Raw genomic sequence first — 18,366 nt, 5'->3', positions numbered from 1 at the left:
TGCAAGGACCGCGAAGCGCAAAGTCCCGAAACCATATTTAAAACAAACACCCGCACTTTTGTGCGGGTGTTTGTTTTAAATATGGTTTCGGGACTAGGATTCGAACCTAGAATAAGCGCTCCAGAGGCGCCTGTGATACCATTTCACCATCCCGAAATAAAATTGTGTAAAACTGAACTAACTATAACTAATTTTACCATTTTTTAAGTGTTTTTGTGAAGCTTAGAGGTAAATTTCGACAGTTTCTATAACTTTATCTTCTAAATTATAAACTGTTAAAGTAAGTTTGCGGTCAACAATTTCACCCACGCCGTAAACTTGGGAAGAAAGGAAACGGGCCGTCCAAGGTTCTTTAAATTCACGTTTGGTAAGTTCGGGCGCGGCGCCTGTGCCAAATGTGATATAGGGCACGCCATTAATATGCTCAACACCGTTTTTAACAGGGAAAACACGTTCATAGTTAAACTCATCCCCCTGAAATACCACCTTTACCCCATAATATTCAAATAAAGTTGAAAATGTGTCTCTTACAGCCAAGTTAGAACCTTTGGCGCCAGAGGAGTAAGCGGGGGCGTGCATAACGGCTATTTTCCATTTACCCGCCTCGGTAGAGGCTAACGAGGTTCTGAGCCAGGCGTATTGCGCGCTGTCTTTGTCTATAGCGGGCGCGTTAACCGCCCCGTTGGCAAAAGATGTGTCTAAAAAGAAAAAACGCGCGTTTGCCGTGTCAAAATAATAATAATTGGGGGTGCCTTTGCTCCATGTCATTGTGTGCAGTTTGGTATAATTTTGGCGGAAAAACAGGCGGGCCTCTTTTTTGTCCCTTTCAGGGCCGTATTCCTTCTCGCCAACGGCTATAAACATGGGCGCTTTTCTAAAGAGCTCAGCATACGGGGCAAAAAATTCTTTATCCGCGTCCGACGCGGAGCCCGTGGAAATCAAATCACCCGTATGAATATAAAAATCGGGATTATGCTTTTGTAGTTTTTCTACCAAAGCCGGCGCCAGCACCTCGCCGCCCGCAGTATTGCCGAAAATTACAAACTTAACAATCTTGCGTTCAGGGCTGTATAATGTTTTAAACGTGCCTGATACCGGGGTTTGCACGCCTGCGCCTTCATTGTTTTGAGCGTAAACTTTGTAGCAAAAATCTTTATTTGCAACCAAACCGAACAATTCTATTTTATGGTCTGTGCCTTCCGGGGAAATCGCCATAATTTGGTCACACTTGGGGGCGGGGCCGTATTCCAACCACGAAACGGCCGGCGCGTCCGTAGTCCATTTTACGGTGGCGGAGGTAAGGGTAGGGTTTTCCACATACGGGCCGCGCACAATCTGCGCCGCTGCAAGATTAAGGGAAATTAACAGAAAAACGGGTATAATTATTTTTTTCATATTCTTATTTTACTATAAAATTTGCTAATCTATTTATATATGAAAAAATTAACAGTTATACTTTCTTTATTTTTAGCCGCCGCTAATTTGCACGCGCTTAAAGTTAGCGACTCGTTTTTTATAAATTCTGACTTTATGAGAAATGATTTGTCGGTAGTAGCCCCCATTACCACACGCTTTGCTATGGGGCTGGAAGCGTCTTATATAGACCATGACGATATTAAAGACAAAATACTTATGTTCTCCGCGCCGCTGGTGCATACGGACGACTGGATGCAAATTACATTAAGCCCTTTTGCAACAACAAAAGCTGATGACCTGTACGCTTTTGGCGCGTCGGCCCATTTGCTTTTGGCTATGGAAAACAATGTTGTTGACGATAAATACACTCAGGCGCACCTGGCTGTTTCTTACGCAAACCAAAAGGCCGACATTTCCACCGACTCCGGCGATAAAAGAAAGAATATGGGCGAAATAGGTTACTACCTCGCTCTTAGAAAAAACTTTTTTAACGCGTTCTTTTTTGGCGTTAACGGCAGCGCCTACCAGTATACCAACGGAATAAGCGGCGTTAACAAAGTAAAAAGTATTTTAGACCAAAACCAGATAGCAAATATCAACACCTTTGATTTTATTAACCAGCTGCCCAAATACTCGGTTGGCACAACATTCACCCGCATGCTTGAAAAAGGCGCCAATATTTACCTGTCATATTCATTTATTGAGTACTATACAACCAGGCCGGAACATTCTATTTTAGTAGGAAATGACTTCCCCATAGGCAAAAGATTTAAAGGCGACATAGGTTATAACCATATTATTTGCAGAGGCGGCAGCAAGAGAGATATTTTTAGAATATCTTTAAGCGCCGCGTTCTAGAGGATATATGCTTAACGATAAAAAAGAGGATATAGGCGCAAGGATAATATCTTTGATATCACACAAACTGCGTACCCCGCTGTCTATTATAAACGGGTACTCGGACGCTGTTTTGTTTCAAAAAGACAAGGAAAAGTTGTCCCCGTTTACCGCCAAGGCTATTGAGGAAATAAATAAGCAGGGCAAAAACCTGGCCGACCTTATAGACCGCCTGCTCATGTTTGGCAAAGCCGATGACATGAAAGCGCAAGACATAACAAAAACCCCGCTTAACGTAAGAGAAATTATTTTTGACGCGGCTAAAAGCGCGTTAACGCTTGAAGACGCGCCGGCCGAGACCACGCTGCTTATAAAAGGCGACCACATAATTTTTGGAAATATAAGAATAGAAATAAACTGTCCCTCCGATATTACCGTTATGGGTAATGAAACGCTGTTAAAATCCGCCTTAAGAGAATTGGTTTTAAACGCCGTAAAATTCAATAAAAACGTTGAAAAAATTACCAAAATCTACTGCCTTAAACACAGCAGCAATATTTCGATATCCGTTAAAGACAACGGCTCCGGCATACGCCCCGGTGAAGTCAGCAGAATTTTTGACAGATTTTACCAGGTGGACGAATTTTTTACCGGACAGGTGGAAGGCTGGGGCCTTGGCCTGCCTTTTGTTAAAAGAGTTATGGACCTGCACGAAGCGTCCATCAGCGTAGTAAGCGACGTGGGGTTAGGCTCCGTATTTTCTTTAACCCTGCCTAATTAATATGACAGAAATTTATAAATTTTTTGAAGCGACTCTTGCCCGCCTGGACGATATGAGAAACACCATTGGCGCGATATCACAACAAATGTCCAACATGTCGCCGCGCCTGGAAATGGTGTCCGCGCAAATTAAAAAAAATATACCCGTGCGCGATGAAACGCTGGAGTTGGATTTTAACACCATGGCTAAAGATTTTTTTGATTTTTCCAATAATATGGAAGAATTTTGGACAACTACACGCGACAAATTAAGACAGTTTAATAAAAAAGAAATAGCCGAAGAATACGGCCTGGAAGTGAAAACGCTTAACATAAAAGCCCGCGTTATTACCCGCGCTATAGATGAGGTTGCGACACAGTTCGGCTACCTGTACCCCGTGGTAAAAGCGTCGCCTTTAAAATTAAACATATGGCTACTGGAAGCGGCCTCGTTAAATTTAGACAAGCTTGCCAGCAAAATACTTTTTATGGCAAGAGAGCTTAGCAAAACTTTAGAAACAAAGGGGAGTAGCAGACGCTACTAAAAAGTATGGAACAAACCACAAAAGAAACTGTAAAAGAAATGGCAAGAAGAAGCGTAACCTCTTCGCAGGTTAACACCGTTTGTCTTATTATACTGGCCTCCGTCGCGGTGGCATATACGCTTATATTCACACGCTCTGTAGCTATACCGTTTGTAATATCGGTGCTTATCTACACTGTTATGGCGCCTTTTTTAAGATACGCCACCAAAAAAACCAAATTGCCCAGGCTCCTGGTGCTGGGGGTTACGTTTTTACTTATAACCACCGTACTTACCTTTGTGGTTATTTTTATATCAAACTCAATAGGCAGTTTTATAAGCGGAATAGACGCTTATAAAGAAAAACTGCTCTCTCTTACCAACTGGGTTACGCAGCTTATGGCAACTTATGATATTCATGTTAACAGCGCCTCTATTATGGAAACCCTGGCCAACTTGCCTGTATTTAACTTTGTAAAAGGAGTGGGCGGCACGCTGTTATCGCTTACGGTAAAAACATTTTTAGTAATAATAATATTGTTGTTTTTCTTTGTGGGCAATAATTCCTCTTCTGAAAAAGAAGCTGAGCAGCCTAAAGAGGCCCATAAATCCGCGCAGGAAATACAGTCAAAAATTTCCTTTTATATAACCGCAAAAACTATTGTCTCTTTGGGCACAGGCATAGTGGTATGGATAATACTGGCTGCTTTTAAGGTAGAAATGGCGTTTATGTTTGGCGTAATAACCTTTTTGCTTAACTATATTCCTAACGTAGGCTCTATAGTGGCGGTAATGCTGCCCATACCTGTTATTTTTCTGCAGTACGGGCTGGGGCCTAAGTTTGTGGTAATTATGTCGCTATGCATAGCCACACAGTTTATAATAGGCAATATATTAGAACCTAAGATTATGGGCAGCGGCACTGACATGCACCCGGTAACTGTTATATGCGTGCTTGTATTTTGGTCGCTCATATGGGGCGTGGCGGGCGCGTTTTTAGCGGTGCCTATGACCGCGGCTATACAAGTTGTTATGAGCAAATTTGAACTCACCAAACCTATAGCCGAGCTTATGGCCGGCAGAATGCCAAGCTAACGGTTGATTTATCTGCTTTTACAGTTAGATTATTAAAAAGGGGGTATATTATGAAACCGGGGTTTTGGAAAATATTTTTAGCGTACTTAATTGACGCTGCGGTAATGTTTGTAATAGTTTTTATAAGTTCTTTTATAATAGCGTTTATAGCGGGGCTTATGCTGGCTTCCAGCGGGGCTGAGATAATAGACATTGAAACCATGACTACTATACAAAACGTCGGGTTTTACACTGGCAGTATACTGACACTGGTGTATTTCGCCGTTATGGAAAGTTCTTCAAAACGGGCTTCTTTAGGTAAGATTGTAATGAAGTTAAAGGTAAATCAAAAATAAATTTTAAAGCCCGCTAAAACTTAAGCGGGCTTTATTTTGTAATATCTCTTATCTTTTTTATTCTTCTATCAACCATACTCTTAAAAACGCTGTTAGATATTAAATACAACGGGCTCAAAAACATAGTTTTATAAATATCTTTTTTATTTATCCTTAATTTTTGCTTAAGCGGGTTTGTGCAGGAAAGTAAAATAAAATTATCCAGCGTCCATATAACCGGCCACGCTACAGACACTCTAAGCCGCCAGTTCACGCGCCCCATGGCGCTGTAAAACTCAGGCGCGGCCTCAATATGGTTAACGCCCCAGTTTATCCATTTAAAAAACATATTTTTTACGCTTTTGCCGGCGCAAATATCTGTTATGCTTAAATCAAATTTTTCTAAATCTTCCTGCGGGAAATATACTCTGCCAATGTTAAGGTCATGCGTAAAATCACGTAAAATATTTACTATTTGTAACGCGCGGCCTATATTGCGGCCTTTGTTTACAAAAGCCTTGTCTTCCATATTAACAGCGGTACATTTCAAAATAAGCCTGCTCCAAAATACGCCCGGCGCGCCGCCCATGGTGTCGCAGTAATATTCCAGCTCGTCCACTGTTTTAAGCGTGGTAAGTTCTGCGCCGAATTTGTTTAAATCAAACAACATGCCTTCACATACTTTTTTTACTATGCCTATTACAAGTTCTTTATCTTCTGCCGTGAAAGTATTAAACACGTCCACACAAATATCAATATGCTCCAGCAGCGCCCTTTCGTCTTTATGTAAAGAGGCGGAGTTTACCTCAAGCGCCAGCTCTTTAAGCGCGCTAATGTCAGAGTTTTTAAATAACTGCGGGAAGCTTTCTATCCAAAATTCTTTTCTTTCTTTATTAATAAGGTCAGTATCGGCCACAGTATCGGCGCAGCGGCAAAACAGGTACGCAACCGTAAATACCCACCTAATGCTTTCAGGCAGAACCGCGGCGCTAAGCTGCAAGGTTCTGCCTGTTTTTTTAAGCAAAGTATTTAGTTTGCGCTCGGCCGCCGTCATTAGTGCAGCCCAACTTTGCAAACGTGACCTTCTTCTTTATGTCTGGCAAGGCTGTCGGCTTCCTGCGCTTTGTACTCGGCGGTGCGGCGGCCAAGCTCGTTAAAGTCAACTTTGTCGCCCTCAAACATAGGGCCGTCCACGCAGGCAAACTTTGTCTCGCCGCCTACTGTTACGCGGCAGCAGCCGCACATGCCTGTGCCGTCTAAAATAATGGGGTTAAGGCTGGCATAGGGTTTTATGCCAAGCTCAGTCATTAACAAACAGCTAAATTTCATCATAGGTATGGGGCCTATTACAAAACCGGCGTCAATTTTTTTGCCGCTTTGCACAAGCTTTTTAATAACGTCTGTTACCAAACCTTTTTCACCATGCGTACCGTCGTCTGTACTGCAAACGGTTTCGGAACAGGTGTTCTGCATTTCCTGCTCTAAAATTAAAAGACCTTTGCTTCTGGCGCCTAAAATAGAAATTACCTCATTGCCCGCCTCTTTAAGCGCTTTGGCAATGGGGTAAACCTCGGCTATGCCTACGCCGCCGCCTATAACGGCGACAGTGCCGTAGTTTTTAATTTCAACAGGCATGCCTAAGGGGCCCAAAACAGCGGTAAAGCAGTCGCCCTCGTTAAGAGAGTTAAACAAAGCGGTAGATTTGCCTATGGCCTGTATAATTACTACTATAGTGCCTTTTTTAGCGTCCCAGTCTACTAATGTTACGGGCACTCTTTCGCCGTACTCGCCCTGTTTCAAAATTACAAATTGGCCGGCTTTGGCCTTTTGCGCTATATGCGGGTTGTAAATTTCAAAGCGCACAATATCGGCCGATAAATTTTGTTTGGAAACAATTTGGTTTTTCTGCATTTAATTTTCCTCTTATTTGCTCAAATATTCGTTCATTTTTTTAGCGGCTATAATACCGTCTTTCATAGCCTTAAGCACCGTGGCGCCGCCGCGTATAATATCGCCGCCGGCAAATACGCCTTTCATAGACGTTTCGCCAAACTCCGTCGCTTCAACAACGCCTCTTGGCGTTACTTTAAGTTCGGGCGTATTGCGGGGGATAATGGGGTTAGGGCGCTGACCTATGGCTACTATAATAGTGTCCGCTTCCATTAAAAAGTCACTGTTTTCTACCGCTACGGGTTTGCGCCTGCCGCTTGCGTCAGGTTCGCCAAGTTTATTGCGGCCGCATTTTATGGCTTTAACATAACCTTTGTCATCGCCTAAAATTTCTTTTTGTACGGTAAGGAACTCAAATTTAATACCCTCTTCCATAGCGTTTTCCACTTCTTCCACACGGGCGGGCATTTCGTCCTGGCTGCGGCGGTAAACTACCGTTACGCTCTCAGGCCCTAAACGCATGGCGCAGCGCGCGGCGTCCATAGCGCTGTTGCCGCCGCCAAGCACTATTACCTTTTTGCCTACTCTTATAGGTGTGTCAAACTGCGGGAAGTCAAAGGCTTTCATCAGGTTAACTCTAGTTAAAAACTCATTGGCGCTGTAAACGCCGACCATGTTTTCGCCCGGTATTTCGGCCATTATCGGCAGGCCCGCGCCGCTGCCTATATAAACAGCGTCAAATTCTTTTGCCAGTTCTTCCACCGCTATTGTGCTGCCTATAAGAACGTTGGGCTCAAACACAACGCCCATTGATTTAACGGTATCAACCTCTTTTTTAATAACTTCTCTTGGTAATCTGAAAGACGGTATACCGTAGGAAAGCACGCCGCCAAAATCATGCAGCGCCTCATAAACTATAACTTCATGCCCGGCGCGTTTAAGCTCGGCCGCGGCGGAAAGCGATGACGGGCCGCTGCCAACGCAGGCAACCCTTTTACCTGTGGCGGGGGCCGGGGTAGGCGCTTTTAAAATGCCTTCCGCTCTGGCTGTGTCAGCTACATATCTTTCAAGCAAACCTACGGCAACAGGTTCAAACTTGCCGTTAAGTATACAGGCGCCCTCGCAGTGGTGCTCTTGCGGGCATACACGGCCGCAAATGGCAGGCAAAAGGCTGGTTTCCATAATTTTGCTTACGGACTCGGCCAATTTACCCTCTAATAAAAGTGATATAAACGCCGGTATCTGCACGTTTACCGGGCATGCTGCCTGGCATTTGGCGTTTTTACAGTTTAAGCATCTTGCAGCCTCCGCCTTGGCTTCTTCGGCCGTTAGGCCTTTTACTACTGAATCAAAATTTTTAATTCTTTCTTTAGGGTCCTGATGTTGCCCTTTTTGTCTGGGGGCTGATGGATTTGCCATAAAACTCCTCTTTTTAAGCGTAAATTTGGGTATAATATAAACATAATAATATATTTACAAAGAAATTAACAGGAGGGTTATATGTCAAACAGAAATGAAACCGGCGTCTTGGGCGCGTTTATCCTGGGGGGTATTATCGGCGCGGCGGTAGGCCTCTTACTTGCACCCAAAAGCGGTGAAGAAACCAGAGAAAGAATTAAAGACTGGGCCGAAGACAAGTGGGACGACAACCAGGAAAAGCTGGAAGAGATTAAAGAAGAAATTGAAAAAAAGCTGGCTAAAAAGAAAAAGGCTGTAAATAAAAAGATTAACCAGATAAAAGAAGAAATAGCGGAAGCTGTTTTAGACAATGAAAATAACTAAATATTTAAAGCCCGCAAAAATTTGCGGGCTTTTTTCTGCCTTTTTATAATCCTCTGATACCATAAATTTTATATACTTTAGGTATATATGAAAATCTTAAAAACCTTACTTCAAATTGCCAAATCCAAAGTTTTTATTTATTTCTTCTTGGCGGCGCTTTTTATATTCATTATTATAGCGGCCTGCGGGGCCCGTTATATATTCAGCGGCCTGCCGCCCGTGTATGAAATGGAAGAATACACCCCCTCTCTTACTACAAAAGTTTACGACCGCAACGGCAAAGTAATACATGAATTTTCTATAGAAAAACGCTCTATGGTGCCGTTAGAAGAAATACCGGTAGACATACAAAACGCCGTTATAGCTATGGAAGACAGAGACTTTTTTAAACACCCCGGCGTATCAATAAAAGGCACAACAAGGGCGATAATATTAGACCTTTTTACAGGCAGGGCAAAGCAGGGCGGGTCTACCTTAACGCAGCAGCTTTCAAGGGGCGTATTTCTTACCAAAGAAAAAAAGATTATCAGAAAAATAAGGGAAATTATACTTGCCGTACAAATAGAACACAGCTTTAGCAAGCAGGAAATTTTACAGCTTTACTTAAACGAAATTTACCTTGGCGAGGGCGCCTACGGCGTAAAAACAGCCGCCAAAAAGTATTTTGATAAAGAAATGGAGGAGCTTACACTGGCCGAGTCCGCCCTTATAGTAGGCACCATTCCCGCCCCATCACGCTATAACCCATTTGCCAACCCAGAAACCGCCCAAACCAGAAGAAGCCTTGTACTTAGAGTAATGCAGGACCAAGGTTATATTACAAAAGAAGAATTTGACAAAGCCAACGCCGAACCGCTGCCCGCGCAAAGACCTGTGCAAAAAAATAAACCCGGCCTCTATTTTATTGAACATGTAAGAAGATACCTTGAACCTAAATACGGCATGGACATACTGTGGAAAGCCGGCCTAAATATTTACACAACAATCGACATAGACCAGCAGGCAATCGCGGAAGAAATTATAGAAAAAAAACTTTCTGATTTCGATATAAAAATAGCCAAAGGGTTAGGCATAGAAATAGAAGAATTTAGCGAAGGCACCGAAGGCAATGAAGAAACCGTGCAAGCCATACCCGAGGGCGTGGAATACCCCAAACTGCAGGCCGCTTTTATGGTGCGCGACGTTAAAACAGGCGCCGTGCGCGTTATGATAGGCGGGCGTGATTATGAGCAGTACCGCTTTAACCGCGCGACGCAGGGCAGACGTCAGCCCGGCTCCAGCTTTAAACCGTATGTATGGATGGCCGCTTTACAAAAAAACTATACACCCGCCACACTGGTAAAAGATTTACCAACATTATTTTATAACGACGGCAGAAACTGGCGCACATTTGACGAGGAAGAAGACCAGTACTCACTTGAGCTTGCCGCGCAGCCTTTTATAGCCAGCAAAAACTTTGCCGTATGGGTACCGCAGAACATGGGCGGCAGAAGCTCCGGCTGGGTAACCTTACGCAACGCTTTAGAAAAATCTAAAAACCTTGTGGCTGTTAACCTTATAGACGCCGTTGGCATAAGCGAAACCATAAGAGTAGCCAGAAAAGCCGGCATTAAAAGCAATATGGCACCGGTGCCCGCGCTTGCGCTTGGTGTAAGCGCCATTACCCCCGCAGAGCAGTTAGAAGGCATGTCAACATTTGCCAACAACGGCATACACGTGCCTAACTATTATGTGGATAAAGTAACAGACAATAACGGCCGTGTGTTAGAAGAAAATGTTCCTTTAGAAACAGAAGCTTTTACCCCGCAGAACTCCTTCCTGTTAATTAACATGATGAAAGGCGTTGTACAGCAGGGTACAGGCGGCGCGGCAAGGCGTTTGGGCAGGCCGCTGGCGGGTAAAACAGGCACCTCCCAAAAACACAGAGACGCGTGGTTTGTAGGTATGACGCCGCAAACCGCCGCAGTGGCATGGATGGGGTATGACGACGATACTTTCCAACAAGAAGGCCGCTGGACAGGTGGCGGCACCGTGGCGCCATGGTGGACAGATATTATGGAAAGACTTTTAAAAGGCGAGCCCGTTACGGATTTTACCGTGCCTGAGGGCATTTCATATTCATACATCAACCCCGTTACAGGCAAACTGGCGCAGCCTACCGACAGAAACAAATTTTTAGAAGCGTTTAAAAAAGGTACGGAACCAAAGTCTTTTTAATTAAAATTAAACGCTTGGTTAGCAGTAAAAATGACGGAAGAAAACAATAATTTCAATTATTTTTACGGCCTCCCCAACTTTGGAGCGAAGGCGCGCTTTATTTTTGACAAATTTGCCTCTAAAGGCGTTAATTCCATATTTACGGCCTATGAGGAAGAAGACGTAGACTCGTTTGACGCAGCACTTTCCACCTGGGCGGAAAATACACCTTTAACAGCCGTATATTTAAGCGCGGAACGCGGTGTGCTTATGCACAGCCTATATCGCATTTTAACAGCAAAAACGCCGCTTTGCGTAATGGCTACCTATGAGTCATTAAACCTTCCTTTGCCCGGCAAAAAAGATTTTACTTCCGCCATAAAAACTATTAACCGCGGTGACAATATACGCCGCGGCGACATAATAGACTATTTGGTTTCCGTAGGATACGCCAGAGAAGAATTTACAGAATTTTCCGGCCAGTTTGCCGTGCGCGGCAGCGTGGTTGATATTTTTTGCCCCGGCGAGCCTGCCCCATGGCGTCTTTATTTTGCGGCTAATACCGTGGAAACTATCAGCACTTTTGATATAGATTACCAAGAAACCAAAACTTATAAAGATACCATCACTATTATCCCGCTTGAGTTTAAAACACTGCCGTCAAATATTAATAATTGGGTGGCGGACGCTGAGCTGGTGCTGGATAACCCGCCTAAAGATTTTGACCTTACCGCTTTTGAGCATGCCAACATTATCACGCAATTACCTTACGGCACTAACTGCGGGCTGAGCGCTAATATTCAGTTTAACGCCAACATGGAGCTGCTGTCTAAAGAAATAAAATCCTTGAAAACGCAAGGTTACGATATAACCGTTTTCTCGCTAAACCGCGCTGAGCAGGACAGAATAAAAGACATGTTTTTAAAAGCCGACGTTTTGCAAGACGCGCATTTTAAAACAGCAGCAATCACCCAAGGTTTTTATAATAAAGAGACCAAGCAGGCTTTTATAACTTCCTCAGAAATACTTGACCGCAACTATCACACAAGCACACTGCTTAAAAATTTTGAGATAGAAGGCGCCAAGCGTGTGCGCTTTAAAGACCTTGTGGCCGGCGACTATGTGGTACACCAAGTGCACGGCATAGGCAAATATATGGGGCTGGAAACATTTGATAAAGACACCGCGCCCACAGACTGCCTGGTTATAGAATACCGCAAAGGCAGTAAATTATTTGTGCCCATGCAGGACTTTGGCAAAGTACAAAAGTATATTGGCGTTAAAGGCCGCGCGCCGTCGCTGTCTAACCTGGGCGGGGTGGCGTGGAAAGAAGTAAAACGCCGCGTTAAAGAGGCCGCAAGAAAAGACGCCGAAGAAATTTTAAAGATGGAAGCCGTACGCTCCGCCGCGCAAGGCATGCCGCTGTACGGCGATACGCGTATGGAACAGGAATTCTCGGACTCGTTCCCCTTCACCCAAACGCCTGACCAAAGCCAGGCCATATCAGAAATATTAGAAGATTTAACCAGACAAAAAACTATGGACCGTGTGCTGGTGGGTGACGTAGGCTTTGGCAAGACGGAAGTTGCCATGCGGGCCGCGCTTAGAACGGCGCTTAGCGGCAAACAGGTTTTGGTATTGGTACCTACTACAATTTTAGCGGCGCAGCACTATAAAACATTTTCAAAACGCTTTGCCGCGTTCCCGGTAAGTATAGAAGTTATGAGCAGGTTTCAAACCAAAGCGCAGCAAAAAATTATCGCTGAAAAAATAAGAACAGGCGCCGTTGATATTGTGGTGGGCACACATAGGCTGCTTTCAAAGGATATCAGTTTTAGACAGCTTGGCCTTGTAATTATAGACGAAGAACACCGCTTTGGGGTAAAACAAAAGGAAAAAATTAAAGCCAAATGCGCCGGCGTTCACACGCTTATGCTGTCCGCCACGCCTATACCCAGGACGCTTAACCAGTCACTCTCCTCACTGCGTGATTTATCTATTATAGAAACGCCGCCGCAGGGGCGTATGCCGGTTAAAACCATTGTAGCCCCGTGGAATAATGATATGGCCGCCAACGCCATACGCCACGAGATTGGGCGCGGCGGGCAAATATATTACCTTTACAACCGCGTGCAAAGCATGAAGTCGCGCCTGGCCATGCTGCAGCGTTTAGTGCCCGAGGCCCGCATCTGCATGGCGCACGGACAGATGAACGAAAAACAGTTAGAAGAAACTTTGTGGGATTTTTATAATAATAAATACGATATTTTACTTGCGTCTACAATTATAGAAAATGGCTTAGACATAGCTAACGCCAATACGCTTATAATAGAATCCGCGCAGGACTTCGGGTTGGCGCAGCTTTACCAGTTACGCGGGCGCATAGGGCGCGGCGACCGCAAGGCATACTGTTACCTCTTTCACCCGGACTGGATGTTCCGTAAAAAAGAAGAGCCGGAAAATACTTTTGATGAACTACGCGCCTTTGAAATAAAAAAGAAAGAAAAAGACCCTACCGAAGACGCCAAAAAACGCCTGGGTGCTTTAATGGAGTTTAGCGACCTTGGCAGCGGCTTTAAGCTTGCCTTACGTGACATGGAAATACGCGGCGCAGGCGAATTGCTAGGCACCAAACAGCACGGCTTTGCCAACGAAGTAGGTTTAAGTTTATATTGCGACATGGTGGCCGCCGAAGTAAAAAAATTGAAAGGCGAGCCTGTTACCAAAATCTACCGCGCTACGGTAAACGTGCCTGTGGCATCATACATACCGCCGGAATATTTGCCGGACGATAACGAACGCCTGCGTTTTTATAAAGAACTTTTAGCAAGCGACGCTAACACCCAGCCTAAAATTTTACAGAAATTAACCGACCTTTCCGGCCCGTTACCTGAGGAAGTAAAAACACTTTCTGAGGTAATACTAATGTCTAACAAAGCCGGCAAAATAAAAGTGCGCCATATAGAAGTGGCTAAAGAATTTGCTGAGTTTTACTTTACTAAAGATTTTAAAATGCCCGAAGGCATGGTTGGCGAACTTATGGGTAAGTACGGCGGAAACATCAAGTTTATACCGTCCCCCAAAGGCGACGGCATAAGAATAAACTTTGCCAAAAACGCGGGTACAGACTATCTAAAAACCGCAGCGTCAATGCTGGACTTTTTCATCCTAAAAATAAAATAATTTTATTTTTGTTTTTATAACTACAAAAATACCCTCACCTGCTTTGCCGCAAGCGCTTTGCGCTAAACAACGCAGCAAAACTTCCTCTGCATACTTTATATATGCATGCTACGCTATCCCCTAAGAGGGAGAGGAAATATCATAAGCGATATTTAAGAGTTCTTTAAAATCAAAATACTAAATCCCAGCCGAGGCCCCGAAGATTTGAGTCAATTTTTAACTTTTCCCCGTTTCGGGCACACTTGCTGGGGAAGGCCAAAGGCTGGAAATACTAACGCGTATAGGGGGCCACGAAGATTTGCGTGTAGTTTGGATTTTCTTTCTTTTCAGCACACTTGGGGCGGGTAGCGCAGCGGACACGGCGGGTGTGTTGAAAAGAAAAAAATTCAAAATACATGCAAAGATTTGGGGAATAAAAAACTCGGCTTAATAGCCGAGTTTTTTATCTTAAATCACCAGGTTCGCGCCAGGGGGACCAGTAACGGTCTTCTTTGCTAAAGGTATCGTCTCTGTATTTCTTACCGCAGAGTATATTTATCCTAAAAGCAAAAGACAGATTATCGTTTCTATCTTCAACGGAAAATTCTAAATGCGCGTCATGCAGGTCTTTATAAAGTCTGAAGTTTTTTGAGTAAGCGTGCAAACTGCCCTGCTTAAGTTCAAAGTCCATCCCGGCGTCAAAATACCAGGTGGAACCGGCGGGCCTAAACCAAATTTTTGTGTTAAATAAATATGAGTTAATATCGTCTGCATGGTTAGTCATACCGAAAACACCTCGGCTGGCTTTAAACAACTTAAAATCAGACTGCATAATAAAAGCCTGGTTGCCGTCTTTAACATCATAGTCATTACGTAAGAAAATATTAAACGCACCGTTGCTCATATTATAACCAAGCTCGGCAAAAATAGGGTCCAAGCGGTCGTCAAAGGTCCAGTCCGTGTCGTTATCTAAAATATCGTAAGCGGTACCAACTCTAAAATAAGTGTAAAGCGTAGGGCGGAAATAGTTTTGAATTGTTATTTTATTTTCTTCATCACCTTTATCAGCTGCGTCGTTGTCTGGTTTAAATTTATTTGTCTCAAAACGTTTAGTATAGCGGTATCCAACGTCGAATGAGCCTGTAATAAGCTCCGCACGCAGGTTAGCACCGCCGCCAAGGCGGCTTACATAAGTGTCGTCGTTATCATAGCCTTCGTCTTCTAGCACCACACGCTCGTCAAAGTCAACATATGGCGTAAAGGTAAACTTTTTACTTAACTTAAACGGCCTGGCGCTCTTCCAATAAGCGCGGGCGGTTTGGTTATAGTCGCCGTCTAATATTTGCGTATTATAGAGGTTAACGTTAAAATTATTTACTATACCAAGCGGAAACATAAACGGCATAGCCTGAAACTCAACGCGGGGCAAAGTGCGCTCGACAGTTTCGTACTTATCTTCACGTGAATTAAACCTGTCTTTTTGCGAGTAGCTTACACGGAAAATAGATTTTCTTGTCTGCCTGGAAAAGGCGAAACTTACGTCTTGGTCCGGCATAAATTTGTAAGGGTTGGAGCGGAAAAATGTGTCGTTAAAGTACGGGTCAGACACTGCCCTAAACTGGCCCTGGCTGCTGTATATCGCGCCACCGTCGTCACGGTTAAGCCAGTTAGAGTTATCGTAAAGTATAGCGCTGTAACCGCCATTTACGCCCCAGCGGCTTTTGCCGTATTCTTGGTCGTCAATGGCGTAGGCTTCCATATTGCCGGATACCTTGTCAGAGTTTCTTACCTGCAGCTGCGCGCCGTAACCAAAACCTGATTTTAAATAACCGTCTAAGTTAACAGTAGCGCGCAAGTTTTTTATAGGGTAAAACACGGTGCTTGTCAGTAAGCCAAAACCCGTTTTGCCGCTTTGCGTAAAATCAACATATGTTGTAAAAGGTTTTTGTGAATCTAAAGAACGCCAGAATATAGGCACGTAAAAAACCGGAATATCGCTGAGATACAAAAGCGCGTTGGCGCCAAAAATCTTTTTTTCAGGCGTCATAGCTATGTAACCGGCTTTAAGGTAATAGTGCGGGTTTTCCTGATCGCAGCAGGTGACTTTGGCAGACTTATAGGTTTGTTTGCCGCTTTTCATCTCGCCTTTTTGGGCGCCTAAAAGCCTGATGGGCGGATACTCGGCCGTCATATTTTCTATTTCTAAATCTTTTGTTTCGTAATTATATTTTATGTTCTGTCCGCGCAATTGCCCGCTGTCCTGCTCTACCAGCACATCGCCGTCAGATGATACTGTTTTATCAATCTGGTTAATCATCAGGTTTTGGGAATAAAGCCTGGTTTCTTCTGTGTCGGGCTGAGACAAAACAACATTAACATTGCCAAACAAGCTAAGCTGGCGGGCAACGGTATCGTAGGTAAGTTCGTCCGCCTCGTAGTATATAAATTTATCAGCGTCGGGCGGCGGCAGGTCATACTCCTGCGCACCGGCAAAAGCGGCCGCGCCCGTAATAAATAATATTAAGGTTAAAAGTTTTTTAATTTCCATTGCTTTGGTCTATCGCGTACAGCGCGGCGCCAAGGCCGCCTATCTCGGCCGTGGCTGAGGTAAAAATTTTAAGTTTATCAAACGGCGTTCTTATATGTTCCTGGCTAAGGCGCTTTTTAAGCGCGGGCATAAAATATTTGTGCGCGCGTGACACGCCGCCGGCAAGTACCACGGCGTCTAAGTCTAAAATAAGACAGGCGGCTATTATGCCTACGGCTATCGCAATGCCAACTCTGTTCCACACCCTAAGCGCGCTTGGGCAGCCTTGCTCAGCCGCTTCTGATACTAAGGCTATTTTAAATCTTTTGGCTTTGCCTACTGTCTTGGCAAGTTTGCTTTGCGGGTGCAGTTTAATTTCTTCGGCCACCATTCTTTGTATACCGTAAGTGCCCGCGTAAGACTCCAGACATCCTCTCGCGCCGCAGCCGCATTTGGGGGCGTGCTTATCCATAGACAGTTTAATGTGTCCTATTTCCCCCGCCACGCCGTGCGACCCCTGGAACAGTTGGCTGTTTAATACAAGCCCGCCGCCAATACCTGTGCCCATGGTAATAACAATTACATTGGGGTATTTCTTTTTAAGCTGTAATTCATAAACACCCCAGGCGGCTACGGTAGCGTCGTTAGCTACAACGGGGCGTATGCCCGTGTGTTTTTTAATTGCGTCGGCAAATTTTATATTTTTAATATTTTTGCCTTTAAATTTAAGGTTAGTGCCAAAGCGCAGTACGCCTTTAACGTTATCCACGTCACCCGGCAGGCCCATGCCTATAACAAGCTTTTCTTTTTTAAATTCTTTTTTCCACTCATTAATAAAATCAGAAATCTGCTTAAGAAAGTACGCCGGACCGCGGTTCATATCAGTTTCCAGTTTATGGGATTTAATGATATTACCTTTTACATCCACCGCGAAAAATTTGACGTATGTACCGCCAACATCTATACCTATAGAAATCATCTGCTATTTTCCCCTTGGGTGCGAATCCCCGTAAATTTTTTTAAGCCTGTCTAAAGACACGTGCGTATAAACCTGTGTGGCGGCTAAACTTTTATGCCCCAGCATTTCCTGCAAACTTCTTAAATCGCACCCGTTATTTAAAAGATGCGTGGCAAATGAATGGCGCAAACTGTGCGGCGTTATCTTCCTGGCCAGGTTAGACTTGATGGTAATATTTTTTACCAAATACGCCAGCCCGTCGCCCGTTAACCTGCCGCCAAGGCGGTTGAGAAATAACGGTGAGTTATTGTCGTACCCGGGCCTGGTGGCAAGATACTCTTTTAAAGCGTCTATCGCCGCGTCTGTTATCGGTACCAGGCGCTCTTTGCGGCCCTTACCCATAACACGCACTATGCCTAAATTTAAATCTATATCGCTAATGCTTAACTGCACCAGCTCGCTGCGCCTAAGGCCGCTGGAATACACCAGCTCAAATAATGCCCTGTCACGCGCGGGCAGCCTGCCTTGTTTACCCGCGGTTTCTATCAAACGGTCCGCCTCTTCAGGCGTAAGAAACTTGGGTAAAATTCTTTCCCTTTTAGGCAGCGGGATAAGCTTAAACGGGTTGGTTTCCAATATGCCGTGTTTTAACAAATATTTTGTAAAACTTCTAAGTACCGATATTTTGCGAAGCACGGTATTTTTCTTGTTGCCATCCTGCGTTATCATACCTAAATAAGAACGCAGGTTGCCGTGGCTAAAAAACGCTTTTACCGTAAGATTGTTTTTAACAGCGTAATCATCAAATTCTTTTAAGTCCGCAGTGTACGCACGCAAAGTATGCTCGGAAAAATTTTTACTTTGCAAACTTAAAATGAATTTGTTAACAAGCTCCGTTGATTCCATT

Annotated in this window: 15 protein-coding genes and 1 tRNA gene; 8 read left to right on the top strand and 8 right to left on the bottom strand. The window is 44.2% G+C overall.

Going from position 1 to position 18,366, the window contains the following annotated elements; all coding sequences use genetic code 11:
- Positions 1-82: 82 nt before the first annotated feature.
- Both AAIR98_RS02335 and AAIR98_RS02330 read right to left on the bottom strand, forming a co-directional pair.
- A tRNA-Gln gene (locus AAIR98_RS02335) sits at positions 83-156 on the bottom strand.
- 66 nt (positions 157-222) lie between these two features.
- Entirely contained in the window at positions 223-1,395 is a 1,173-nt protein-coding gene (locus AAIR98_RS02330) for a metallophosphoesterase (protein ID WP_423970640.1), read from the bottom strand.
- A 39-nt stretch (positions 1,396-1,434) separates the two neighbouring features.
- Here AAIR98_RS02330 and AAIR98_RS02325 point away from each other — a divergent pair, with 39 nt between their 5' ends.
- From AAIR98_RS02325 to AAIR98_RS02305, 5 genes are read left to right on the top strand one after another with little or no spacing between them, the layout of a single operon-like run.
- On the top strand, positions 1,435-2,274 hold the full coding sequence (locus tag AAIR98_RS02325) for a hypothetical protein (protein WP_423970639.1): 840 nt from the start codon (positions 1,435-1,437) through the stop codon (positions 2,272-2,274).
- 7 nt (positions 2,275-2,281) lie between these two features.
- Entirely contained in the window at positions 2,282-3,034 is a 753-nt protein-coding gene (locus AAIR98_RS02320; protein WP_423970638.1) for a sensor histidine kinase, read from the top strand.
- Between the two features lies 1 nt (position 3,035).
- Positions 3,036-3,557 carry a hypothetical protein gene (locus tag AAIR98_RS02315; RefSeq protein WP_423970637.1) on the top strand — a complete coding sequence of 174 codons (522 nt, stop codon included), beginning with the start codon at positions 3,036-3,038 and terminating at the stop codon, positions 3,555-3,557.
- Positions 3,558-3,562: 5 nt separating this feature from the next.
- Positions 3,563-4,630 carry an AI-2E family transporter gene (locus AAIR98_RS02310; RefSeq protein ID WP_423970636.1) on the top strand — a complete coding sequence of 356 codons (1,068 nt, stop codon included), beginning with the start codon at positions 3,563-3,565 and terminating at the stop codon, positions 4,628-4,630.
- A 50-nt stretch (positions 4,631-4,680) separates the two neighbouring features.
- Positions 4,681-4,965 carry an RDD family protein gene (locus AAIR98_RS02305; protein WP_423970635.1) on the top strand — a complete coding sequence of 95 codons (285 nt, stop codon included), beginning with the start codon at positions 4,681-4,683 and terminating at the stop codon, positions 4,963-4,965.
- A gap of 31 nt (positions 4,966-4,996) precedes the next feature.
- Here the strand turns inward: AAIR98_RS02305 and AAIR98_RS02300 are convergent, their stop codons facing one another.
- Genes AAIR98_RS02300 through gltA form a run of 3 tightly spaced genes read right to left on the bottom strand, consistent with a single transcriptional unit; the run spans position 4,997 to position 8,253 of the window.
- Entirely contained in the window at positions 4,997-6,019 is a 1,023-nt protein-coding gene (locus AAIR98_RS02300; protein ID WP_423970634.1) for a squalene/phytoene synthase family protein, read from the bottom strand.
- Positions 5,998-6,855 carry a sulfide/dihydroorotate dehydrogenase-like FAD/NAD-binding protein gene (locus AAIR98_RS02295; protein ID WP_423970633.1) on the bottom strand — a complete coding sequence of 286 codons (858 nt, stop codon included), beginning with the start codon at positions 6,853-6,855 and terminating at the stop codon, positions 5,998-6,000. Before AAIR98_RS02295 ends, AAIR98_RS02300 begins: the two co-directional genes overlap by 22 nt.
- 12 nt (positions 6,856-6,867) lie before the next feature.
- Positions 6,868-8,253, bottom strand: a complete 1,386-nt coding sequence (gene gltA, locus AAIR98_RS02290) for an NADPH-dependent glutamate synthase (protein WP_423970632.1) — start codon at positions 8,251-8,253, stop codon at positions 6,868-6,870.
- A gap of 81 nt (positions 8,254-8,334) precedes the next feature.
- Here gltA and AAIR98_RS02285 point away from each other — a divergent pair, with 81 nt between their 5' ends.
- From AAIR98_RS02285 to AAIR98_RS02275, 3 genes are all read left to right on the top strand, one after another.
- Positions 8,335-8,616 (top strand): YtxH domain-containing protein, encoded by a 282-nt coding sequence (locus tag AAIR98_RS02285; RefSeq protein WP_423970631.1) that lies wholly within the window; start codon positions 8,335-8,337, stop codon positions 8,614-8,616.
- Between the two features lie 87 nt (positions 8,617-8,703).
- The gene (locus AAIR98_RS02280) at positions 8,704-10,833 is read left to right on the top strand and encodes a penicillin-binding protein 1A (RefSeq protein ID WP_423970630.1); all 2,130 of its coding nucleotides are present in this window, start codon (positions 8,704-8,706) and stop codon (positions 10,831-10,833) included.
- Between the two features lie 30 nt (positions 10,834-10,863).
- Entirely contained in the window at positions 10,864-13,995 is a 3,132-nt protein-coding gene (locus AAIR98_RS02275; RefSeq protein ID WP_423970629.1) for a DEAD/DEAH box helicase, read from the top strand.
- A 442-nt stretch (positions 13,996-14,437) separates the two neighbouring features.
- On the opposite strand, the gene lptC is transcribed toward AAIR98_RS02275, so the two are convergent.
- Genes lptC through xerA form a run of 3 tightly spaced genes read right to left on the bottom strand, consistent with a single transcriptional unit; the run spans position 14,438 to position 18,365 of the window.
- The gene (gene lptC, locus AAIR98_RS02270; protein WP_423970628.1) at positions 14,438-16,522 is read right to left on the bottom strand and encodes an LPS export ABC transporter periplasmic protein LptC; all 2,085 of its coding nucleotides are present in this window, start codon (positions 16,520-16,522) and stop codon (positions 14,438-14,440) included.
- Complete coding sequence (locus AAIR98_RS02265) at positions 16,512-17,480, bottom strand: ROK family protein (protein WP_423970627.1); 969 nt, start codon at positions 17,478-17,480, stop codon at positions 16,512-16,514. Before AAIR98_RS02265 ends, lptC begins: the two co-directional genes overlap by 11 nt.
- A 3-nt stretch (positions 17,481-17,483) precedes the next feature.
- Entirely contained in the window at positions 17,484-18,365 is an 882-nt protein-coding gene (xerA, locus tag AAIR98_RS02260) for a site-specific tyrosine recombinase/integron integrase (RefSeq protein ID WP_423970626.1), read from the bottom strand.
- Between the last annotated feature and the right edge of the window lies 1 nt (position 18,366).

This window comes from Elusimicrobium simillimum (genome assembly GCF_049639735.1).
GTDB classification, from domain to species: Bacteria; Elusimicrobiota; Elusimicrobia; order Elusimicrobiales; family Elusimicrobiaceae; genus Elusimicrobium; species Elusimicrobium simillimum.
This window is presented reverse-complemented; position numbering and strand designations above follow the sequence as displayed.